Origin of the sequence: Paenibacillus agaridevorans, assembly GCF_018604145.1 — a bacterium.
Classification (GTDB): domain Bacteria; phylum Bacillota; class Bacilli; order Paenibacillales; family Paenibacillaceae; genus Pristimantibacillus; species Pristimantibacillus agaridevorans.
Window position 1 is genome coordinate 3379765 of record NZ_CP075889.1, and the last position, 24124, is coordinate 3403888.

General features: G+C 50.5%; 15 protein-coding genes. 1 reads left to right on the forward strand and 14 read right to left on the reverse strand.

Features of this window, described 5'->3' with window-relative positions; genetic code table 11:
* Positions 1-40 precede the first annotated feature (40 nt).
* The 11 genes from KJW29_RS14395 to KJW29_RS14445 all read right to left on the reverse strand — a co-directional run bounded on the left by KJW29_RS14395 (position 41) and on the right by KJW29_RS14445 (position 16699).
* Complete coding sequence (locus KJW29_RS14395; protein ID WP_214630295.1) at positions 41-931, reverse strand: carbohydrate ABC transporter permease; 891 nt, start codon at positions 929-931, stop codon at positions 41-43.
* A 12-nt stretch (positions 932-943) separates the two neighbouring features.
* Positions 944-1885 carry an ABC transporter permease gene (locus KJW29_RS14400; protein WP_087567970.1) on the reverse strand — a complete coding sequence of 314 codons (942 nt, stop codon included), beginning with the start codon at positions 1883-1885 and terminating at the stop codon, positions 944-946.
* Between the two features lie 238 nt (positions 1886-2123).
* Positions 2124-4358, reverse strand: coding sequence for an AraC family transcriptional regulator (locus KJW29_RS14405; RefSeq protein WP_214630296.1), 2235 nt, complete (start codon positions 4356-4358; stop codon positions 2124-2126).
* Positions 4359-4485: 127 nt separating this feature from the next.
* Complete coding sequence (locus KJW29_RS14410) at positions 4486-6105, reverse strand: response regulator transcription factor (protein WP_214630297.1); 1620 nt, start codon at positions 6103-6105, stop codon at positions 4486-4488.
* Between the two features lie 28 nt (positions 6106-6133).
* Positions 6134-7420 (reverse strand): ABC transporter substrate-binding protein, encoded by a 1287-nt coding sequence (locus KJW29_RS14415; protein ID WP_214630298.1) that lies wholly within the window; start codon positions 7418-7420, stop codon positions 6134-6136.
* A 117-nt stretch (positions 7421-7537) separates the two neighbouring features.
* Positions 7538-9268: a sensor histidine kinase gene (locus KJW29_RS14420; protein WP_246608723.1), complete on the reverse strand. Its 1731-nt coding sequence runs from the start codon at positions 9266-9268 to the stop codon at positions 7538-7540.
* A gap of 67 nt (positions 9269-9335) precedes the next feature.
* Positions 9336-10175, reverse strand: a complete 840-nt coding sequence (locus KJW29_RS14425) for a carbohydrate ABC transporter permease (protein WP_214630299.1) — start codon at positions 10173-10175, stop codon at positions 9336-9338.
* Complete coding sequence (locus KJW29_RS14430; RefSeq protein WP_214630300.1) at positions 10172-11140, reverse strand: carbohydrate ABC transporter permease; 969 nt, start codon at positions 11138-11140, stop codon at positions 10172-10174. Before KJW29_RS14430 ends, KJW29_RS14425 begins: the two co-directional genes overlap by 4 nt.
* Positions 11141-11311: 171 nt before the next feature.
* Positions 11312-14599 (reverse strand): endo-1,4-beta-xylanase, encoded by a 3288-nt coding sequence (locus KJW29_RS14435; RefSeq protein WP_214630301.1) that lies wholly within the window; start codon positions 14597-14599, stop codon positions 11312-11314.
* Positions 14600-14844: 245 nt separating this feature from the next.
* On the reverse strand, positions 14845-15873 hold the full coding sequence (locus KJW29_RS14440; RefSeq protein WP_214630302.1) for an S-layer homology domain-containing protein: 1029 nt from the start codon (positions 15871-15873) through the stop codon (positions 14845-14847).
* 526 nt (positions 15874-16399) lie between these two features.
* Positions 16400-16699: a YciI family protein gene (locus KJW29_RS14445; protein ID WP_214630303.1), complete on the reverse strand. Its 300-nt coding sequence runs from the start codon at positions 16697-16699 to the stop codon at positions 16400-16402.
* A gap of 80 nt (positions 16700-16779) precedes the next feature.
* Between KJW29_RS14445 and KJW29_RS14450 the strand changes: the two genes are divergently transcribed.
* Positions 16780-17241, forward strand: a complete 462-nt coding sequence (locus tag KJW29_RS14450; protein WP_214630304.1) for a winged helix-turn-helix transcriptional regulator — start codon at positions 16780-16782, stop codon at positions 17239-17241.
* A 115-nt stretch (positions 17242-17356) separates the two neighbouring features.
* Here the strand turns inward: KJW29_RS14450 and KJW29_RS14455 are convergent, their stop codons facing one another.
* From KJW29_RS14455 to KJW29_RS14465, 3 genes are read right to left on the reverse strand one after another with little or no spacing between them, the layout of a single operon-like run.
* Complete coding sequence (locus tag KJW29_RS14455) at positions 17357-18682, reverse strand: glycoside hydrolase family 55 protein (RefSeq protein ID WP_214630305.1); 1326 nt, start codon at positions 18680-18682, stop codon at positions 17357-17359.
* Positions 18683-21286 carry a glycoside hydrolase family 2 protein gene (locus KJW29_RS14460; RefSeq protein ID WP_214630306.1) on the reverse strand — a complete coding sequence of 868 codons (2604 nt, stop codon included), beginning with the start codon at positions 21284-21286 and terminating at the stop codon, positions 18683-18685.
* Positions 21283-24039, reverse strand: coding sequence for an alpha-mannosidase (locus KJW29_RS14465; protein ID WP_214630307.1), 2757 nt, complete (start codon positions 24037-24039; stop codon positions 21283-21285). The genes KJW29_RS14460 and KJW29_RS14465 overlap by 4 nt, the downstream gene beginning before the upstream one ends.
* Positions 24040-24124 lie beyond the last annotated feature (85 nt).

Genomic DNA, 24124 nt, shown 5'->3' on the forward strand with positions numbered 1-24124 from the left:
TTGACCCGCTCCTTTGAATGATTGTAATCCTGCTTCAACACTATCCTTTGACTGCGCCGATCATCATCCCGGATACAAAGTATCGCTGCAGCCATGGATATACTAACAAAATCGGAATCGTGGCAAACATAATGGATGCCGCCTTAAGACTTTCGGGGACTGGCGCGATCGTGCCAATGCCCTCGAGCATGCTGTTTACCTGGCTATTCATGACCATTTCGTAAAGTCGGAGCTGCAAGGGGTACAAATTAGAGTTTGTAATGTAAAGCAAGGCATCCATAAAGCCGTTCCACCGTCCGACTGCATAAAACAAGCTGATGGTCGCCAATACGGGAAGTGATAATGGCAAAATAATGCTTAGCAACACTCGGAACTGGCTGGCGCCATCCATTCTGGCGGATTCCTCCAGCTCCGACGGGATGGAGCTGAAGAAGGTCTTGACGATGAGCAAATAAAAAGCGTTGATGGCGCCCGGAAGAACCAGAGCCCATACGGAATCGAGCAGGTCTAAATTTTTTACGTTCAGATACTCCGGAATCATGCCGCCGCTGAAAAACATCGTAACTACGATTACAAAGAGAAAGAAGTCCCGCCCTCTGAGATTCTTTTTGGTTAACGGATAGGCAGCCATAACGGTCATGGTCATGGCAATTACAGTGAATAACGACACCATGCCTATCGTAAATCCAAGCGATCGAATCATCTGAGCATTGCCGAATACGGCTTTATAAGCCGTCAAATCGATATCGAGCGGGATAAGCGTCACTTTGCCTGCCATAATGGCGCTGTTACCGCTCAGCGACAAGGCCAGAATATGAACCATGGGCGCCAAACAAAGCAAGCTTGCAATGGAGACGACGAAAATAAGCACGATATCCAGCCATTTGTCGCTCCGGTTCACTCGAACGCCGGAATAATTAGAGCTTGTCACGATTATCTCCTCCTACCATATGCCCTGATCGTTGACCTTGCGGGAAATCAAATCGGCAGACAGGAGGAAGATCAAACCGATGACCGCCTGAAATAGTCCAATAGCCGTAGCTATTGTATAACGGGCCGATTGGATTCCGGTCTTGTACACGTACGTACTGATGACCTCCGAAACATCGGTGACGAGCGGATTGCTTAATACGAACGGCCGGTCGAAGCCGATGCTGGCCATATGCCCGATATTGATGATGAGCAAAATAATAATGGTCGGCTTTATGCCCGGCAACGTGATATGCCATATCTTCCTCAATCGGCTGGCGCCGTCTACATCGGCCGCTTCATAAAGATCCTTGTTGATTCCCGTTAAAGCCGCAAGGTAGATAATGGTCCCCCATCCTGCATTTTGCCAAATTCCGATACCTAGATACGTAAATACCCAATACACCGGATCTGTCAAAAACGGGATGGTGCTCAGGTTAAAGGACTTTAATACATTGTTGACGATACCGGTATTGGTCGCGAGCAATTGGATCGCGATGCCTCCAATAATGACCCATGAGATGAAATGCGGCAGATACAGCACCATCTGCGCACCCCTCTTAAACCAATGGACCCGAAGCTCGTTAAGGATGATGGCCAGCAGGATGGGAAGAGGAAAGCTAACCAGCAGATCGAGCAAATTCAGCATGAACGTATTTCGCAACGCCAGGTAAAATCCTTGCATCTGGAAAATTTCCCTAAACGTCTCGAAGCCGATCCATGGACTATCCCAAATGCCTTTAAAAATGTTGTAATCCTTAAACGCGATGACGGCGCCTAACATCGGTACGTACTTGAATGTTACGAAAAACACCAAGGGTACCAGAATCAAGATGTATAGCTGCCAGTCTCGGAGCAAGGAGCGTAACGGCAGTCGTGGTGCCGTCCTGCGCACCGGCTTGGTTGTTATGGCCATCTACCTCCTTCTTAAGTTAGTCGTTGCCAACGGCCCATGCATGGTTAGGCGCTGCTTACAGGCACTAATGTATCATCGAGCCCGCTTGTTTGAACATTGACAATAATTAAGCTCCTAACCAGCTGCTTTCATGAAAAAATCGACTTGATTTTGAGCTGATTTGAATCGTCTTTACCTTTATTGCAAAGCTAACAGGCCCCTGTTTCGAACGCAAAACCCGCTATGCATCAGCCCTCTCCTAACCTTTTCGTTGCGTACGATAGATAGCTCTGTACTCGCCTGGCGGAAACCCGAATATTTTCTTGAACGCCCGGTGGAAGGAGAGCACATGCGCGTAACCTACCCGCTCGGCAATGATTTGTATGGCATCATCCGAATCCACGAGCAGCTTCCGCGCATGCTCGAGCCGAACCTTTAAGACGTAATCGATAAACTTCTCTCCGGTCTCCTTTTTAAACAAAATGCTTGCATTGGTTGAAGGCAAATCGAAGGTATCGCTCACGGCAACGAGAGACAAATCCGAATCCGCAAAATGATGATCGATATACGCCTTCATTCGCATCGCGATCGATTTGTTGCTGTTGCTTTCGCGCTGCTGCTTTAATTGCACGGCCAGTTCTCCTAAAACGTCTTCAGCTCCTTGGCAGAAATCCGACAACGTCTCCGCTAAATTGGCAAGCTTCTCGAAGCGGTTACGATAATTGCTCTCCCATACATTCACCATGTCCCGCGGCATGGATAATATTTCTTTGTCCAGATGCAGCATCAGACTCGTTATAAAGGCGACTAGCTCCGACCTTCCGAGTCTCTTGCCCCGCAGATCGCCGACCATCTGCTCGAACTTGTCACGCCAGCCGTCATCCCCCTTTCTAAGCAGGTGAATCATTTCCGGCATCATGCCCATTACAACGTAAGAATCCATGTCCGACTTCTGCTGGGCCATTAGTCGATCAATCACGCTATTGGTTCCAAATACAGCTTTCAGGCAAACATGGGAAACGGCAATGCGATAGGATGTCGCGACTTGAGTTACGCTTTCCACGCATGCGCCTATTCCGACGGATATGGTAAATTCCAGATTGTCTTGTATCCAATTCTTGTATACGTTGCATATTTCATAGATCTTGTCTTCATAGGGAAGATCGCATTCTTTAAGAAACAATACCACCGCCGCCTGATGCTGATCCGTCCAAGCGAAGTGCAGCATTATGTTCCTTTCGCTTGCCGATTCCTTGAGGGCGCTTTCCAGAATATACTTGAGCAAGTGTTGATCGCCGGGTTTGTAGTTTTCGGAAAACATATGGTATCGGTCTATCTCTACAGAAAGGGCGCATATTCGGTCGTAGTCGATTGGAAGTCCCAGCACGGAAGCCTCGTTGTCCCACTCCGAGGCGCTAATAACGCGTTGACCGGCAATAAGCTCCTGGATAAAAATTCTTTTGCGATGAATGGCCTCCGCCTGCTGCAAGGAGTTATAATCCATCGATTTTTGCAGCAAATTTTCGAATGCCGATTCAATGATGTTAAATTCGTTTGACCTTCTTTTCATGCCGTTGCCTGCGCCCTTTTTAATCCCGATCGACGAATTGATCTTCTCGACGAGATTATGGATCGGCTTGTAGTGGATATGCGTGATGATTGTAAACCAGATAAGGGCTAACACGATGATAACGAGGACAAGGATGAACCAGATGTTTGACAGCTGAGAGATTGCGGAGAAGCTTGCGGCATTGACGCTCTCGACCGAATAGGCCCACCCGGTATAATCCGATTTGGTTTGAAAGCTGGACACCGGAGTTTGACCGTCGGATACGTTGTGGAACTCTTTATTTTCGGAGTCGAGAATATGGATTTTCGACTGCTCTAGTTCGCCGAATTGATTAAGGTATTCCATCATGGGATTGACGTAGATATTAATGACAATAATTCCCGTTTGCTGCGATGGGTACTTATATTTTTTCATGAGAGAAACTACTTTTTGCCCATTGTTGTTGGTAAACAGCGTATACTCGCGGGGCTCCGTCCATTTGTTTGGTTCGGCTTGACTTATGTTATCGCGGAGAAATTTGCTATCGGCGAAAGAATCGAGCGAGTACGTATTGGAATCGGACAAAATCATTTGATTCGATTCCCGGTACATATAGATGGAGCTTTCGAAAGGAAATGAGGATTTGAGCTCGATTAATCTCTTTTGAATGACGTAATAATCATAAATATTTTTCGTTCGCTGAGAAAAATAATCCATAATATGCTGGTCGGTTATCAACGCGCTAACCGAATTTCGTTCAATCAGCTTCAGATTGACCTCGGTATTCTTCATCATCTGCGTGACGATCGATCGATTGGTCTCCATATATCTGCTCTCGGACTGATGGTTTAAGGTCGTAAAAAAGATGATGATTACCGAAGAAATCACCACAAAAAAAATAGGCGTGTAGGACAACATCAAACGATAATACCAGTTTAAGTTCATTGCAATCCGCCTCCGCTCTCGATAAATGGAATTGATAGCGCTTACAATTGATGACTGTCTCCCGCCGCTTATTCAGCACGGGAGTTTAGCGATTCTCGCGTAAGGTATAAATCGTTATAACGTTGCGTTATTTCGTTAATTCCGTTGGATTATTGCCGATATATTTTTTGAATAGCGTGCTGAAATACGGCACGTTCTTATACCCGACCTGGCTCGCCACTTCATAGACCAGCATTTTTCTCTCCAGCAGCAGCTCCTTTGCCTTCTCCATTCTTACGCGGGTCAAATAATTATTAAACGTGTCGCCTACACTGTTTTTAAAGATATCGGATAAGTAATTTCGGGACATATTGACTTTGTCCGCTAGATCTGCAAGAGTTACGTCTTCCGCATAGCTGTCGTGAATATACTGCAGCATGAAGTCCACCGCCTGCCGATGTTTACCATTGCCCTTCCATTCTCTGCTGGAGCATATCGCGCTTACCGTTTTCGTGATCCACTGCTCCAGCATATCGATTCTTGTCAGCATCACGATCTCTTGTTGAGGAAGCTTCAGCGGAGATCTCTCGTCCAACACGATTCCCGCCTCGTATAAGCTATAATTAAGAATGCCCCACATTTCGCCGGCGAGAAGCTGCACTTCAGATGGCGTATATCGGCCCCTGGACGATAGGAGCAGGAATTGATCGGCTATAATGCGGAGAGCGAGTCCCTCCTGATTTGCTTTTATCGCGCTTGTAAGCTCCTGATAAAATTTCACTGGACGAGTCAAGGGCCCAATGTCCCCAGACCATTCGGTTCTACCCGATTGATAGAGCTCGTATCCTTTCATGGACGGGGATTCTCTCAGCTCGATGGACCGGAAGGCTTCTTCCGTCGAATCCGAAATTTGCAGCCAACTGCCCTTAAGGCTGCCCAATCCGATTCTAAGATTAATATTCAAGTATCGACTTACGCTTTCGATGGCTTCGGTACCGAGTTGTCTTAGCTTCATGTGGAGGTCTTCTTGCGAAGGAGAGCGGGGGAGATGAATGACAATACCCGATCGTGTGCCGTGCAGCTCGGTATGCGAATACGAGTCGAATATGGGATTCGCGATTTCATTGATAATATTGCCGACAGCAAACCGAAACAGGTTTAAATCCGCGATAGGTACGGCGTTCAAGCGCGCATCCCGAACAATTTCGATGCCGATGACGAGATGACTGATTTTTCTCCAAAAGCTGTACGATTCCGGTAATTTCTCGTCTTTGCGATACGAAGGCTCCAATGTGCCCGAAATAACCGATTTGACCCATTCTTTCTCAATAAAGGGCTGGAATTTGTTCAGCCATTCGGACTGTTCCGCATGCTCCTTGTCCTTCATTCGTTCTTCCTGCAGCTGCGTTACGATTTTGTGCAGGATGGATTTTAAAGTAGATACGCTAACCGGCTTGCTCAAATAGTCGGCGACACTCAGCCTCATCGCTTGACGAGCATACTCAAAGTCCGAATATCCGCTTAAAATGACGATTTTTCCGTTGAAATCGTCGTTGCGCAATAATTCGATCATGTCCAAGCCGCCCATGACCGGCATATAAATATCCGTAATGACAAGATCGGGGTTCACCTTGCGGATCAGTTGCAGCCCTTCTTCTCCATCGGTTGCTTCGCCCGCCCATTCGGCTCCCAGATCGTTCCACGGAATGACCTGCTTCATTCCTTGCAGAACATTACGGTCATCGTCGATGATCACGATTTTCCACATGGCTCCGTCCCCTTCGTTCATCTCTTGATTATTCGTACTCCTTGGCCGTCTTCCGCAAGGCCTCGTAAGCTTGCTCCGGCGTCTTTTTGCCGAAGCTGAGTTCGTCTCGGACAAGCGCCCAGTCCTTATCCACCCAATTCGTCCAGCCGCTGGGGCCAGGCGACCATTGTTGACCGTTCTGTTGCGTGGCGTGATACAATTCCATCCCCGCCCTATCCGCATCGCTGAACGAGGCTTCTATCGCGGTAGCCACCTTGGTGTTGACCGGAACCCCCCGGGTGGTTCCGAGAATTTCGCCAGCCTCTTCGCTGTTAATGAACCAGTTGACAAACTTCTTGGCCTCTTCGACGTTATCGGAGAAAGGCGATATGCCAAAGAACAAGGAAGGTTTCAACCAGCCGCCCGCTTCTGCGGATTTGGGCATCGTCACCAAAGCATAGGCGCCTGGATTCATGCTGTCCCAGCCACCGTAGCTGGCGTTGAATGCAAGCCGGAGCAAAATGGCCCCCTTGACCAGAAGATCCGCGGAAGGATCAAATTCCTTATCCGACGCATTGACGTCAGCCGGCGGTACGGCCCCTGATTCGCGCAGCAGCTGCCATCGATTGGCCCACTCCAAAAACAGGTCCTTATCTATATTAAATTTACCATCGTCCGTTATCAGCTGACCTTTGCCGTTCGCGTACTGATAGGCGCTGTAGGCAAAATAATCTCCCGCGTAATCCTTTGATACGTATTGGTTGCCGGCCAGCTTAGCCTTCGCCTCTATCGCGAATTGAAAAAAATCGTCCCAGGTCCATCCCATGGAGGGAAGAGCGATGCCGAGCTTCTCCATGGCAGCCTTGTTATAAATCATCCCATGGGCTACCGACCCTAACGGAACGCCGTACAACTTGTTATCGATCAAGCTGATGCTTGTCAACTTGGAATCAATATCTGTAAGATCGATAGCTTCCGTCAGGTCGGCAAGCTGATTCCGGGAAGCCCAATCCGCTACCCAGCTGGGGTCAATCTGGAATATATCCGGAGCATTATGGGCGGCGGCTTGGGTAGACAGCTTGTCCAAATATCCATCCATGCCCGAATACTCCGGCTCGAATGTCACATGCGGATTGGCTTTCGAATAAGCCTCCAATGCCTTAAGCGTCACTTCATGCCTGGATTGAGCTCCCCACCACATCATGCGCAGCTTTACTTTCTCTCCGATTTGGGGTTTTGCCGGATTCGCGCCATCGTTGCCGGATACGCAAGCCGTTAACGTCATGGCCAATACAATTGCCGCAGCAATCCCGGCTATTTTTTTCCGAGCTGCCATTTTGCCCCCCCTTTGTTTCTGCGGTCCTGATCTATCCCCATCTTAACAAGCACAATTTTCTATTTATACAAGAAAGATGCACAATTTGATTTGATATTTTCCGATTACCGCTCAAGATTACGGGATCGTATACAGAACGGGGAGCATCACGCCGACATGGGTTCCCCCTTCTTCGCGCGACTTCAGCTCGACAACATAATCGCCGCCAAAATGAGCGAAAATACGTTCCCTCACATTGCGAATGCCATAACCGCCTGTTTTACGTTTCGGGGTCCTGGCGGGCTGATAACCTTGTCCGTCATCCTCGATCTCGATAACGAGCTTGCCTTCTGTTTGCTTGATGCGAATCCGGACCGTTCCGTTGCTGCGATTGTGGAAGCCATGAACGACCGCATTTTCTACGAAGGGCTGCAATATCATTTTTGGAATGTACAGCAACTGGATGGATTCCGGACTATCTATATAAAATTGCAAAGCGCCTTTGTAGCGAATCTGCTGAATCTCCAGGTAACAGCTTAAATGCTCAATCTCCTCTTTAACGGTAATAAACGTATTGCCATTGGACAACCCGATCCGAAACATTCGTCCCATAAGCTCCAGAATGCGGCTAATCTCTTCCTGATGATTGGTTATGGCTATCCAATTCAGCTGATCTAATGTGTTATATAAAAAATGCGGATTAATATTGGCCTGCAAAGCTTCCATTTCGGCCTTTTTTTGAAGCTCGTGCCTCTCGCGAAGCGACTGTACCAGCTGCTCGATACGTTCATTCTGCTTGCGATATCCCGAGAAAAGATACCCGAACTCATTCCTGTAGTCATCCGGCAGCTTCAAATTTTCGCCGTCGACGGAATAACGATTCATCGCGCCGACCAGCTTCTTGATCGGCTTCGTGAACTGCATGCTGAGCAGCATCGTTATGATTAACGTTAATAGAACGGATAAGGCCCCAATGGCGGCAATGACCTTCGCCAGCTTCACGCTTCCTTTGGTAATTTCGGACCAAGGGGTTATTTCCACCAAAGTCCAATTGGAGTTAATGTTCCGAGCGTATACGAACAGCGATGCCGAGGTCCCGTTGCCTGCCTCGATCCGGAATACCCCCGAGGGACCGTCCATTTTGGCCTTAAGGTCAGCCCATGTTTCCGCATCCGGGACATTGCCGATTTGGAGTATCGGTTGCCCCGACATATCCAGCATGATCCTGCTCACTTCTCTTGTGGAGTGGCCTATTAATACATGACCAAGCAGTTCCGACTTTAGATGGATAACCAGATACCCGATCCTTTTATTATTATAGAGGATGGTGCGTACAAAACTGATGACGGAGATTTCTCCTTTAAAAGAAGCGCGTTTATATTCGTCGCTCCATGCAAAATCGTTGCGTTTAATGCTTTCCGCCCAATATTGTCGCGAAGCCTCCTTTAAATCCAAAAACTGAATATAGCTTACCGAGTCCCCGTAACCGGGGTCATTCATAAACACATCGATTCCTTCGATTAGCGGCATCGAATTCGTCAAGCTCGCCAGAGATTGTTTAACTTCCTTAAACTGTTGGTACCTGATGAATTCATCCTCGTCATTGTCGCCCGCCAATAAAGAAAGCAACGAATCGTCCCGGGATTTGGACAATGAAATTTGTTCGATGGTGACCATTCGCGATGTAATTTCATTGTTCAGTTCATTAAGAAGTTTTTGTTGATTGGTAGATGCGGTAGTCGCCAGCTCCCTTGAAGTCAGACTATAACTTATCCATATAATCGTTATAATGACTAGGGTTACGAGCAAAGCAAAGCTGCCAAAAAATAATCGGTCGATTCTGTACCTCTTAAATGGATTTCCTATCATGCAGGCACTCCTCTACCCTGTTGATTATATCGAATAAGCAGCGGTTCTCGTCGTGGCCGGGGTCCTATTACTTAATGCCTGTTGTGGCGACCCCTTCAACTAATTGCTTCTGCGCAACGGCGAACACCAAAGTTGCCGGAACGACCGAAACAAGCGACATCGCAAGCAATTGTCCCCATCGATGATGGCCCTCCGAATCATTGAGCATCTTTAGGGCGAGCGCTACCGTATACTTGTCAACGGAATTAATATACAAGAGATGACCCAAAAAATCGTCCCAATTCCAAAGAAAACAAAAAATCAGCACCGTTGCGATCGCGGATTTCGTCAGCGGTATCACCATGCGCCAATATAAACCGAACCAGGTACAACCATCGATCTTCGCCGATTCGTCAAGCTCCTTGGGGATTCCCCTTATAAATTGCACGAGCAGAAAAACAAAAAAGGTACCGCCTGTCCCTCCAGCCAACATTTGCGGAACGATAAACGGCCAATACGTATTAATCCAGCCAAACTGATAAAACATCGCGTATTGCGGGACGATCAGCACTTGCGCCGGCAACATGAAGGTCAGCATAAGTATCGCGAACCAAAATTTTCTCAAAGGAAAATCAAGTCTTGCGAAGCCGAACGCGACCAAGGTGCAGGAAAATATAGCAGCTGCAAGAACGGCGATCTCAAGCAAAAACGTATTCAGGTAAAAGCGGGTGAAAGAATATCCGGGGATCGCCGTCCAGCCCTCGCGGAAATTGCTCCAAACGGGAACCGACGGAAATGCGTTAAGAAAGCTTATTTCCGCTGTCGATTCTAACGATGCGCCGATCCACCACGCAATGGGGTATAGCATGACGAAACTAAACAAAACAAGCATAATATGGCGAATCGCGTCGGATGTTTGCCGCCTCATGGCCTCCCTCCTCCGGATTCCGTTTCGTAGAACACCCAATACTTGGAGGTCAGGGCGATGATGCCCGCTACAACGGCAATCATCATCAACATCATCCAGGCAAGCGATGAGGCATATCCCATTTGATAACGGTTGAAAGCGCGTTCATAGAGATAAACGGCGTATACCATTGTAGCATTCATAGGCCCTCCTCTTGTAATGACATAGGCAGCCGTAAACATCTGGAAGGCTCCGATTATCGCCATGATCAGGTTAAAGTACAGGGTCGGCGTTAGCATGGGCAATGTAATGCACCAAGTCTGCTTCAGCCGGCTGGCGCCGTCCGCCGATGAAGCTTCGTATAGATCCCTCGGAATTTGCTTCAGGCCAGCCAAAAAGATGACCATGGCCGAGCCAAGCTGCCATGCCGTCAGCAACACTAGCGTCCATAACGCCGTATCGGGATCGCTAATCCATCCCCTCCCTTTAAATCCAAATAGCTCGAGAACTCGATTGACGAATCCGTCTATTCCGAATATATTCCCCCATAACATCGATACGGCGATACTCCCCCCGATCAAGGAAGGAAAGTAAATAGCAACGCGGTAAGCGGATAACCCTTTAACCGCTTGGTTTAACGCCAGAGCGACAAGCAATGCCGCCAACAAACGAACAGGGACAGAAACGATGACGAATTTGAACGTTACGGCCAAAGACTGAACAAATTTATCGTCCTCCAGCAATATCCGTTTGTAATTGCCGAGTCCAACCCAGTTCATGCCTTGCATTAATGTATAATCCGTAAACGAATAATAGAGCGAAAGCATCATGGGGTATAACGTCAGCCCCAAAAATCCGAGCAACCATGGCGAAATAAATAAATATCCCGCCAGCGGAGACTCCCACCTTCTGAAGGATGTTTTCTTGCGAAGCTTGTTCATGGCATGATGGCTGGGGCCTATGGATATGTTCTCGTTGCGGCTCATATTATCCTCCTAACTTGGATGTCTCTATCTTCCAAGTATAAGAGCAAGGACAGTCCAAACCTATAAGGGAATCTCACGATTCCTTTCAATATAATCAGAAAAAAAAGGAGAGAGGCAGCAATCTGCCTCTCTCCTATTCCCTAAATCAGTACTTGTTTAACGGTTAGCGCTTTACCATTCTAGAATCATGCGAGCCAAGATAGTCAGATCGAGAATGTCGATTCGTTTATCGTCGTTCAAGTCCAGGGCTTGCACTTGATCCCATCCTGCATCTTCATAGGTCATGCCATAAGCCTTAGCCATAATCGCCAAGTCGCCAACGCTGATCTTGCCGTCTTCATTGTGGTCGCTCGGGATCTTCACGATCACGGAAGACTGGAAGTGCAGTAATGCGGCGTTCAACAGAGCGGCAGCTTCATCGATCCGATCTTGAGTGGCGTTCGAGTTATCCGCTACGGTCTCCGCTGCATCGATGGCAGCCTGCAGCGTTGCCTTGGAGCCTGCCGGATATTGTCCGATCAGCTTGCCTTCCACTGCTTGATCATGCGCGCTTTGCGCCTCGGCAATCAGCGCGTTCAGCGCCGCTTTGTCGATGACGTCGATTCGAACGGTGTGTACCGTGCCGTCACGATCCGTTTCCGCGCCTGCGCCGTCTGCCGTCACCAATCGGGCGACCTCGACGTTCGTCAAGCCGGCTGGCGCATGTTCTTTGGCCCGGAACGACAATTGGATCAGATCCGCATTCGGATTGGTTTGACCGGCGCCAAGATGAACGCCCAGAATGCGGAGTGTTCCGGCAGGTTCTGTCTTGTAATCGGCGACGACGAATTTCGCTTCGTCTGCCGAGACTGGCGGTGCGGTCAGTTCCAGCTTTTCGGCATCGTAAGTAATCGTGACGTCTTGAGCCAGTACGTTGCCCTGCACATGGCTCAAACCGTAGACAAGGTCGAAGGAACCGCCGGCCGGTACACGATCGGCGCCGGTTAATGTTGCAGGCGCTTTAGAGCCGCCGACGGAATAGATGCCGAGATCGCCAAGGTCAATGGCATAGTCGTCCTGGATTTTCTCGTATTCGCCTGCAAAGAAATCATCCAGGTAGGAATGCCCCAGCATGAAGCGGTTCGGATTCATGGCGCCATAGTATCCGGCATTGGCATTGCTCTGACCGTCGAACAGCACATAACTTCCCTGCCATCCGGAACCGGTTACGCCCCAACTAATGATGTGATCGATGTACGGGGCGAACTTGGTGAACAGTTTATACATCAGCGCATACTGATAACCAAGGGCGTCAGATTGTCTGACATTGAGCGCCGCTGGAGCGATCGCGCCGCCGCCGGGAGCGTTTGTCGGCAACTTAAGGTCGAATTCCGAGAAAGTAATACCGGCAAGCAGGCCCTGGTCCACGAGAGATGCGTAGAGGGCCATGGCATATTGGTTATCGCTTGCAAGGGTCTTTTTAACCGAATCGTGTCCCTGGATCCCCATGTCCTCAATAAGGGGTCTTCCGTCATACAGCGGATCGGTAAGCCATGCAGTGTTCAATTCGCGGATCATGTTGTACGCGGTCCTCGCTTTGGTGCGGACGGAAATGTCGTAATCATTGTAGGTCAGCTTCGGAGGACTGTCCGTGATATAGGCGTCAATGCTGCCTTCGGCGTCGTGTCCATCGAGCTTCATGTATTCGGGAAGGTTGGCGTAGTTGGCTTTGTAAGCCGCCGCCATCTGAGCGTTCGGTGCCGCGATGTGCGCGTACTTGAAGAGCAGGTAAATGTAATGCTCTCTGATGTCGCCTTCAATTTGGTCATCCGACAAGGCAACCAGCCAGTTGGTGTGTTTGAGGCTTGTTCTCCAACTGTTCGGATCCGTCGGGATGTTCTCGCTATGACGGCTTTCGTGAACCTCTTCGTTGAGTACATCCCATGAATTGAAGGGGATGACTCCGCGGGATTCGCTTGAGCCATACTTCGTATCCGTGGTCAGGAAGTGGCGCATCACATACATGGTGTGATTAAACTGCACTCTTCTGGCACTTTCTTTGTCTACCGGAACCGTGGACGTAACGCCGTTGCCCAATCCGTAGAAATTGGCTGTGCCTTTATACCCGGATTCAAGATTCGCGGGAATGATCTGTCTCATCCATGCGGGTGCCTGGTTGTACCATGCCAACACATGGCCGTGAGACTTGTACTGCCCGGGAGTTCCCGAATCCCTGATCGCTTGATAAGAGCCGGTCGGGAAGTTGTACTCAGCTGTGCCGGGAGTGGTGGTTGCGCCGTTCAGTGGCGCGCCAGTCACGCTTTTTAGCCAATTGGGACCGCGGGGATGCGTTGGTTCGGCCTTAAGATTGTTGCCGTCGACAAAGATTTCATAGTGCCGGGCTCTGGTTCCGGTTACGGATCCGGTTCCGATCGAGCCGACCATGAACAGGTCGTTCTCCTTGTTGTATACACTCTTAAGAGGAGCTACGGCACTCTGGTTTTCCTTGTTGACTACATTGGGAAGCGCAATGCCGTCTGGATCGGGCGCAGTTATTTGGATATTGGCGACAAGCAGCATGCCGGTTTCTGCGGGACGGCCGTTCTCGCCATGGAGCTCAAGAATGAAATTCGACGAATTGCCTGTCGAGGCGTTAATGCTGTGATGGGCCATTAACCAGGATTCGCCGTTGTAGCTGCCAACCCAGTCGGGGTTAAGGTTATTGTACTGGTATTCCCTGAGGTAGCTGTCAAGATCGGAGTTGGCATTTCTGGTTCTCCACCGCATGAATTTGCCCTGCGCGCTCTTGGGATAGTACACATCAAACTCAATCGTCACTCCTGCAGGGACATTGACAGCCGGAGACAACGGAGATGCGAGAGTTATTCCGCCGAACGTGCTTGTTCCGTTATGGACGTAATTGATCTGGAGCACATCGGCTTTGCCTGCGGAATCCGCAAAAGGATAAGGAATCATTTTGAATGTGCTGCCGGCAAAGTCGGCAGGGACGCGGTTGTCCAGCGGAGTTCTCGTGGCCCAGGCACCGGTGGGCTCGGTAATTAATACAGGCATTTTACCAGGACCCGGATCAAGACGGAAGTAGGGATCCGAACCGTCCGCTTTGATCCTTCCGGTGAAAATCGCTATTGCCTCTTCAAGGCTGGCAATGGCTTCGTCGGCGGGAGTGGGCTCATGGCGAGCGAACTCGAGCGCTTTATCAAGATCCTCGAGCTCGTTGGCGTACACCCAAGGGAAAGCTTGGTTTACATCGGAGCCTTCGTCAGTACGGCTAACCTGGAGCGGGAATTCCTCGTTGCCTGCTTTTAAGGCTTCGGCTTGCGCAATGAGGTCGTTCAGTTCAAGCGACAACTCGCCTTCGGACGCGGCGGCCGGGGCGGAGACAAACGCGAATGTGGAAATCAGCATGAGGACTGCGAGGATGCGGGAGACGTTAATTAAGAGTTTTTCAACTTTCATCATAAGTTTTGCTCCTTTTCGTAAGGCAACCACTAAAATCTCGTTTTAGTGCCGCCCGTTTTGGAATTTTGGGATTTCGGAATCCCACATACAAGAAGAGTCGCGCTTTATCGCAATCACGGACACGTAAGCGCTTACCATAACCCCTAATAATTTGCCGAATAGATTCACCTCCTTCATTCGAAACATAGCTGCCTCATTTCCGGACGTAACGCCATCATTGTAGCGAATGGAATAATATTCGTCGGTTAAAATAACGCGTTCACGCTGCTCTGCAACGTCAAAATCAGAGTCACCGCCTCGGCCCGGGTAGCGTTAGCTTTCGGAACAAACCGATTATTGCCCCTCCCTTGCACAATGCCTGCTTCTACCGCATGCGCGATGAACGGACTCGCCCATGACGGAATTTCACTATCATCCGCGAAGCTTGTCGTCTTACCGGAATCAATAGGGACGCCTAAGGTCCTCGTAGCCATTACGGCCATCTCCGCGCGGTTAATGTGTTTAGAAGCGCGGAAAGTATGGTCCTCGTAACCTGTTACGATTCCCGCCGAGATGGCTTGACTAACAGCTGGAACGGCCCATGAAGGAATGTGAGGGGAATCGGTAAATTCAAGGGCAATATCTGTAGCTTGAGGCAGCGATAAGGCGCGAATTAACATGGCCGTAAACTCTGCGCGAGTAACGAATTGCTGAGGTCGAAACGTTCCATCGGGGTAGCCGTCCACAATGCCTATCGAAGCTGCTTTGTCAATGTTCACCTCAGCCCAATGCCCCGAAATATCCGTAAATGCCTGTAGTTGCCTTGTAATGTCAAAGTCGATCCGCACATCGGCCTTTGGCTCTTGAGCCATAATATCGCTGCTTACAAGCTTAACTTTTTTGAGCTCGACGGACGTCTTGCCTGCAGCAATCATTCTGAAGGTGATTTCGGCCATTTCAACCTTGCCGCTTTCGCCATTCGTACGCCCGACCTTGGTGTGGGCAAATAGAAGTCGGCCCTCTTCTTCATGAACAGGGACGGAGAAGCCGGAAACGGCACTTTTGGCTCCCTTATATTCCAACCTGCTCTTATCATAGGTTAGCTGAATTTCAAAACCATACATATCCTGCAGATGCTCGCCCGTCACGATCACCCTGATGTCCCGACCTGCTACAGCTCGGTCTTCCGATGCGGTTAAAGTAAAAACGGGGCCGCTTTCCGCTGAAGCGGCTGGCGCGAAATAGGATAGAAGCAGTACGAAGGTTAAAATACCGGCTATAGCTCTATTGATCATGTCGATCCGCTCCTTCATTTTTAGTCACCGGGTTGACGATCCCGCCGTCACCGATAATTACACGAACAATTTCCAGGCCAATGCCCTTCTCGTCGTCAGACCGAGACATAAACATATTATTCGACTTAGCTTCCTTTAAACAAATCAACCGCTCCCCTGCCATGGATTCAATTCGCTATTAGCGTAGCAAATCGATAGGAAAGCGTATATTGACATTAATCAATGCCCTAACATATTTCAAAGGCCATCATTTCAATCCTTTGTCTATTGACAAACATAATTAAGGTGCGGACATATTTCCTATTCGCGCTGTTCGCGAACGGCTAATCCTATTGGCTCCTCTGACAAATAGCCGGTTCAGATAGGATCTCATGTTGTCCTCGCTCGGCGGCCAACCTCCATCTACGCCGCTTGTCATAAATGAAAGATAGTCTGCGAGAAGGGATTCCCCTTCCGCAGACTACCATTTTTTTCTTGAAATTAGGATGCTCTGATGTTGGATACGGTCATTGCGCTATCCGCCACCTTAATTTTCCAGTGCTCCAATGATTTCGATCCTGCCGCCATATTGCAATTCAGGCCAATCGGAGGTTAACCTGGCAGCCTCCTCCAATGATTCTGCTTCAATCACAGACACACCGAATATATCGCCGGTGTATTCTTCGACCATGTGCTGAGAAACAACTTTACGGCCAGTGCCGGCAAAACGAACCTTTTCATAACCCGTTTCCTTTAAATTCTCCAGCCAACTCCACAACTCATGAATATTCTGAGATGCCATCTCGTCCGGAACTTCACCGCTTCGATATACATACAAGAACTTCATTTCATAATCCTCCTTTTTCAGTTGCAATTTGAAACTAAAATTAATATAATAAATCGTAATGATAAAGTCAAGGAGGCAATATGCAAAATAATCCTCGCAGAAGATCAAACTGTCCCATCTCTTTTTCGCTTGATATCCTAGGTGACTCATGGTCGCTTTTAATTATCAGAGACATCATATTTGCAGGAAAAAAAACATTCGGAGAGTTTATCGCTTCCGATGAGGGGATTGCCAGAAACATTTTGACGAATCGCCTGTCTCGACTTGAGGCAATGGGTTTGATCACTAAAAACCCCCATCTCGGCGACAAAAGAAAAGATTTATACGAACTCACAGAGGCCGGATTGGATTTAATACCGGTGTTGTTGGAGTTATCGGCTTGGGGAGCGAAACATGAGCCTGAAACCGCAGAAGCCGCAGCATGGTTGGACGATGTCCAAATGGATAGAAGCAGCCTCATTCAACAAATACGGAATACGGTTAAACAGGGAGGATCGGTGTTTGCAGGCACAATGAATCGACGGCTTCCTCCTGTCCGTTAGAATCTCCAACTGTTCATGCGGCCTTATCGCCGCCAGTGGAGAGATAGGGTTTTATGTTCGGGTGAAAGCGAAAGGAAGCCTTATGGGACAAGGCTTCCTGATGCTTCTAAAACGGTTATAAATTATTGGCAACCACTTTGCTTGCCCCTGTCGCTGCGTCATGAATGCCGCTTCCCGATTCGGAAGTGTCGTTGCCTGTTACGATGTAATAGTTTAATTTGCGAGCTCCATCGTCAAATAGCCCGATGCCGTTCCGGTCAAAGTCGCTGAACACGCGATTGCCGTTTACAATCACATGTTTCCCGCCTTCGATCTGCATGCTGTCGCAGGATAAACAATTGTTGGGATTGAGCCGGTTACGTACTACATTGCGTTCCAGCAGGTTTCCTGTAATCGTCACATTATCCCCTTTGGAGAAAATGCCTTGCAGCTGCTGGTCGCCAATACGGTTGTCTGCAATCGTGACCTTTTTGGCGCCCGACTCGATCAGGATGCCCAGTCGCGTAGTCGTGCCTTCCTCGTCTCCGGCACCGATCCAGGAATTCGCCACGGTGACGCGCTCCGATTCTCCGCCAATGTAGATTTGCTGATGATGGGCGTTCTCAAGAATACTGTTGACGATATAACGGGCAAATCCGTTGCCGACGCTCATGATGCCATAATTAAAAGGAGCGCCGTTAATAACGGTAGTCGTATCGATATTAATGCCATTTGAGTTGCCTTCCATCAGCACGCCTATATTCGTCGGCTCCAAAAATGTTTTCGACAATTTATAATCGGCACCGGACCAGAACACGATATTGGCGCCTGGAAAAACCGAGGTCGGCTGCATGCTTCCAGTCGTCATTACATTGCTGTTAAGGATGGTTACGAACTGCGTATTCAATTGTGCGTTGCCTTTTACACCGACGGAAATGCCATATGCGGCATTGTAGACCGTAACCCCATCCAACGTCGTGAATCTTGCTCCCTCCACGCGAATGCCGTATGAAGGTGAATGGACGATATCGGCATTCGGGGCTACAGAACGATCAATCGCCAAATTTTTTACCTTGTTGTGTGTCGTCTGACCGCTCCCTGTTCCGATATGAATGACAGCATCCGTTCCCTTGTTGAGGAAGAGGGACGACCCCTTTCCCGTTCCTTCCAGTTGTACGTTATGTTCGGTTATGTGGAGTGTCGAGCTTAATTTATAACTCCCTTTTGGAATAAACACGACGCCTCCGCCTGCGCTTTGCGCATCATTGATCGCGCTCTGAATCGCGGCTGTATCATCCGCTATGCCGTCACCGACCGCGTTATAAGGGGCGGCTTTTACATTGTAATCCGTCACGCTCGCCGCTACGGATAGGTCAGGTGCAGTTATGGTACTTCCCCCTAGTACAACCGTCGCCAAAATAGCAACCAGTATTCGCATACGAAATTTAAATTGATTCATCATCTACGATTCCTCCTTTAAATTATGCTGCCACTCGTTACAATCGGCCTCGACATTCAGCCCTTCTATAATAGGAATGAATTCGCTGCCTTCCTTAAGGTTCCGTTGAGCAAAGTTCATCTGCAAACGCTCTCCTGGCAACAGCACAACCATATTGCGGTCGAAACATACAAACTGCCCGGGATCACGTTCCATCACCATCAGTCCGATGGCGCATACAGGTGAAACATTAACCAGAATAAAAGCTGTATGAAGTACTTCCGGCTCCCTTTCTATGACAATTTGCGCCCGCGGAAGCTGCAGCAGCGGCTCCAGGGGGGCGGAACTCTCCACGGCGAAAGCGTACTCGTTACGCTCTACAGTCCATTCCCCGGCGACAGCCTCCAGCCGCAGTACAAATACACCATGCGCCGGGCGTTCCACTATCCAGGAAAAATCCCCCGCCAGCTGCGCTCCAACGCCCAAAGAACAGTCGTAAACGCACCGCTTTAGCAGATTCCCGTCCGCTCCATACAGCGATACATTCACTGTGGCTTCTAGCCCCTCAATCTCGGAATGTTCATTGTGGATAAAGATGCCGCATGCGAAAGTATCGCCCTCTTTGTACGCCAATTGGCTGTAGCGCGCGGAGAGATGCAGGCCCGCGTAGGCTTTCTTCAACACGTAGTAAGCCGGTTTCGGCATGCCGTCATATTCGATGACGGATGTATTCGCATTGTTCGGAAATGGTTCGTTGCCCATCCAGACGATAAACCCGGAAGCTTCCGGTTCCCTCCGGCGAGTTGCTTCCACGGCGTACCGCAGCGACTCTGCCTGCATATACCTGCTGACCCGGCAATACAATTCCAGCTCATCCGCATCCGCAGCCCACAATCCGAACAACGCGCCCAATTGCTCCCACTGGATCCACCAGGCTCCGCGATGAACCCAGTACGGATTGTCCCGGGTAGGCGGCCAGACAGGCAGCCCATCCGCCCACTTGCGTATCGTTGCCGCCCGAGACGTGCCCGGCGTCCCTGTTTCCGAGCGAAACAAGGCATCGTCGCTATTAAAGAAAGCATAATGCTCGCGGTCGCCCAAATACTGCCACGGACCATGGACATCATGATGGAGTCCCTGTCCAAATCGGCTGGCATCGGCCACGAAAGTCGGACCCGATGCACTTGCAGGCAAAAACCGCCGTCCTGGATCGAGCTCCGCAACCAATCGCTTCAACATGGCGATATTGAGATGTCGCTCATCAACAGGCACACCCCCTTCCCACATGAGCTCATTGCCTCCGCACCACACCGCCAGCGAGGGATGCGAGCGCCTCTCCCGGATTGCTTGGGCGGCTGCCCGCTCCAATGCCGCTAGCACAGCCGGATCATCAGGCGGCAGGTTGCTGATGCCGCTCGACGATTGGGGAAATTCCTGCCACACAAGCAAACCCAGGCGGTCGCATTCCTGATAAAAGGCTTCTTGCTCAATGATAGCGCCGCCCCATACACGCAGCAGGTTAACGTTCATATCGCAAAATCGGCCGACATATTGCTGGTAGTCCTGCTCCGTCACGGAACCGTAGAGAGGCTTAATCGGCACCCAATTGACGCCCTTAATGAATATGCGCTTGCCATTGACTACGAGCGTATAGGGCAAAGCGCCGACAGGCGCGTTCTCATTCGCAACCCATTCCAGCTTGCGAAAGCCAATCGTTTTAACCACGGCCTGGAGCTCCTCCCCCTGTTCGCCAAGCAGCTTGATTTCAGCCGTGTAGAGGGAAGGTTTGCCATAACCGTTCGGCCACCATGACTGTACTTCGCCCACTTCCGCCATATGCTCGAAGGAGTTAACCCCGCCCTTAAGCAGAAGTGTCTCTGACCATTCGTACTGGACGGTGTCATCCTCGTCCTTAAGCCGATATTCGGCCCTGTATGGCCCGGCTGCGAGCGTCTCCACGGAGGCGGCAAAACGAACCTGCCCCGTATGCAGATCATCGTTTAGAGTCGCATGGGGCCAAAAATCAGTCAGCTTCGCAGCCCGGTACGTATACAGGCAGACGTCTTGCCAGATGCCAACCGGCACGATGCGCGGGCACCAGTCCCAGACATAATTGAATCGCGGCTTCAGGGTGGTGACAAGGTGGGTGTATCCGTACTGGCCGTCGATCTCCGGCGATTGCCTGAACATGACGCGCAGGTGGTTCGAGCCCTCGGATACTGTACGAATATAAGGTGAAACATCAAAGGCATGAGGCCAAAAGAAACCCTCGAATTCGCCAAGCTTCACGCCATTGAGAGAGATCTCCCCGGCGTAATCAAGCCCTTCGAACACAATCTCGCACCGGTCCAAAGGCCAGCCGTCCGGAATATCGAACTTCTTTTCGTAGCACCATTCCCGGTTATTCACCCACTCGCCGCTCAAGCTGCGCAATCCGCTGTTGGGATCGTCCAACAATCCGGCTTGGAGCAAATCGGATTGCACGGCCCCGGGCACTGTCGCGGCAATCGACCCGACCGGAGGAGGAAACGTCTCCCCTAGCTCCATCGATACCGTAAACCGCCACTGATTACGGTACCAGCCGGTCAGCTGCCAATCGTCACCGCTCAGGTTCAAGCGGCCGTTCATACAGGCACGATCTCGATCGTGACGATTTTTTTGCCGCCCGCTTCAATAGCGATTTCCTGCTCATCCGTTACAACTAACGGAGCGAGTCGGTTTTCCGCCAAATCTACGGCATACGCTTCGCCGATACGCTGCCACCAGCGGAGCATCGTCCGTCCTGTAACGTCGGATGCATTAAAAAGGCGGATCAGGATGCTGTCGCGCGAATCCGCTTTTTTCAGCGCGGACAGGACGAACGAATGCCGCTCCCCGCCCAGCTGGAGAAACGATTGCGTCAGGGGCAGCGCTCCCGTTCCATCCCCCCCGTTCTGATCGGCAACCTTCGCCGAATGCCGCATTTGAACCGTTTGGACCGCCAAATGATGCTCATGCGCTCTCCGCCCTACTTCTCCTTCCAGCGGACGGCCTTGATGCGGCACTAGCGCGAAGCGGAACGTATGCGTTCCCTGGCATTGTCCGTCCGGCGTCGGGAAATTCGGCCCTGCGCCGCTCACGATTGTCAGCGGATCCGGCGAACCAAGATACCCGACCGCACGCAGCAGCGTCAAATACAACGTTCCGTCTGCGGTCGCTTCGCATTCCGGTAAGCCAAAAGGCGCAACGGCAAACCCCCGCTCGCCGCCGGCATCGGTCATACCGGCAAAACCATGATTGTGGAAGACGCCCACAGCATCCTCAATCCACGCGGCCTCATCTGGCTGAACGACCTGTACAGACCTTTCTACAAGATCGAAGGCGGCAGAAGACCAAGACGTATCGGCTTTCAGTCCCGTAGGAAGCGCCACCCGCAGCCGATGATCGGCAGCCTGATTGTCGAAAATGACCTTTACGCCCAGCCATTCGTCCTCCGCTCCCAGGCTGACCTCAGTGACGAGTCGGCAGATCCGTCTCTCCAAAGCCCTGCGTTTGCGATCGGACGCCAGACCCGCAGGCAGCTCCCAGCTGCGCTCGATGCGCAGTACGCCGAGTGCCTCGCCATCGGCCGCGACCGTAACGGAAGCCTGAATCCCTCTCGTAGTGAATACCTCATCGATTAGCGGGGCGGAGTACGTATAACCGTCCCCTCCATCGCCGCCGTCTTCGAATACGAGCAGCCCTTGATAACAATGGCCGTTCTTCTTGTCATAAAGCGTCACACTGCCGTTGAAATGCACGTCTGCTTTCAACCGCTCGTTTTCAAGCGAATTCCCTTTTGCGATAACCCCTCGTTCCGGTACCCGCTTCCGGTTCGGAACTGCTGTAAAGGTGGCATAACCTAGTGCGGGCAGCGTCTGCGGAACGAATGCAACTGTCGCCTTCAGCGAATATTCCAGCCCTGGCAATATGCCTCGCTCCTCGGGAGGAGCAGCGTTATGCAGCATCGCCATATCGCGCACGGCAGTCTCGTGATGGTGAACGCAGCGGAATTCAGGCCGCACATCCATCACCTGGCTCGGAAGCCGGCTCCCTTCGGAGTCGTAAATATCGATCGTCCGGAAGGCAGGGGCATCGGCAGGCAGGTACAACTCCGCCATGACAGTATTGCGGCGCGTATGCTCCAACGGATTAATGGCATGAAAGATGATGCGGTCATTCGGAAGCACCGAAGTGTCGACTTGCGCCAGTAATGAATAGAGGGCCTCGTCCTTCAGTTGCCCGGCAATCTCCGTCGACCATTCGAAACGCGTCATCATCTGCCGGTGAACCTCGTCCCGACTGCAGCCGCAAATGGAGTCATGCGGGTGGTTTTGCAACAGATAGATCCAGCTCTGCTCAAGCAAGCGATCCGGGTAGCGATTACCCGCCAAACCGCAAGCTATGGTTGAGAACGGCTCCGCCCATCGTTCCAGCAAATATTGGGCCTGTGCATTGGCCTGCTTCAGGTACATTCGCGAGGAAAGCACGTTTGCCAAAAGAAAGTTAAACCCGCCGCTAGTGACACGGTTCGTATCGCGAAGCTCTCCATGCGCTTTGAACAGATCCTTCCCGTACGTTTTCTCCTCTGCTTCGTTTAGAAAACCATCGATCGTGCCGAACACCAGCTCATATTCCGGCAGCAGCGGAGCTGCTTCGCGGATGATGCGGGATAGATCGCGCTGCGGCTCCATATGGTCGACGCCGACCATTAATAGCAGCGTGTCAATGCCCGATGCAGGAATAAGATGGCGCTCTACTGCGCCACGTAATTGTTCAGCTGCTTTATCCGGGTCGGAATAAAGGCGGAACAATTCCGAGTAGCCCATCTGATTGGATAACCTGTAAGTAAACAGCTCGCTGCCATCGGCCCCTTCCCACAGCAGTTCGGATTGGCTGCGGGCAGCAACGTCGCCAAGACCTCTCCAGACGACCGCTTGCGACATGCCGAATCCCCGCAGTAGTTGGGGCAATTGCGAGATGTGTCCGAACATATCCGGCAAGTAGCCAAACTTGAGACTGCCGCCCATCTCCTCCGTCTTGCGGATTCCCAGGGAGAAGTTGCGAATTAACGATTCTCCGCTCACAAGCGATTCGTCCGGCTGCACATACCAAGGTCCAACCTTGATCCGCCCCTCGGCAATGAAGGTGCTCAGCCGCTCCCGATCTTCCGGATGAATTTCCAAGTAATCGTCCAGTACGCTGGCCTGCCCGTCGAGATGATAGCTGACGTAGTCAGGATCATTGTCGAGGATATCCAGGAGCCCCTTGATCAGCCGGGTTAGACGGATGCGAAAATGTTGATAGGACAAATACCATTCCCGATCCCAATGGGTATGAGGCACAATATAAATACGTTTCATTAGCTGTACACAACCTTCCATTTGACATGTTGACATGACTTTTGAAATTACAATATAGCGCTTACATTATAATGCCGCTAGCCGA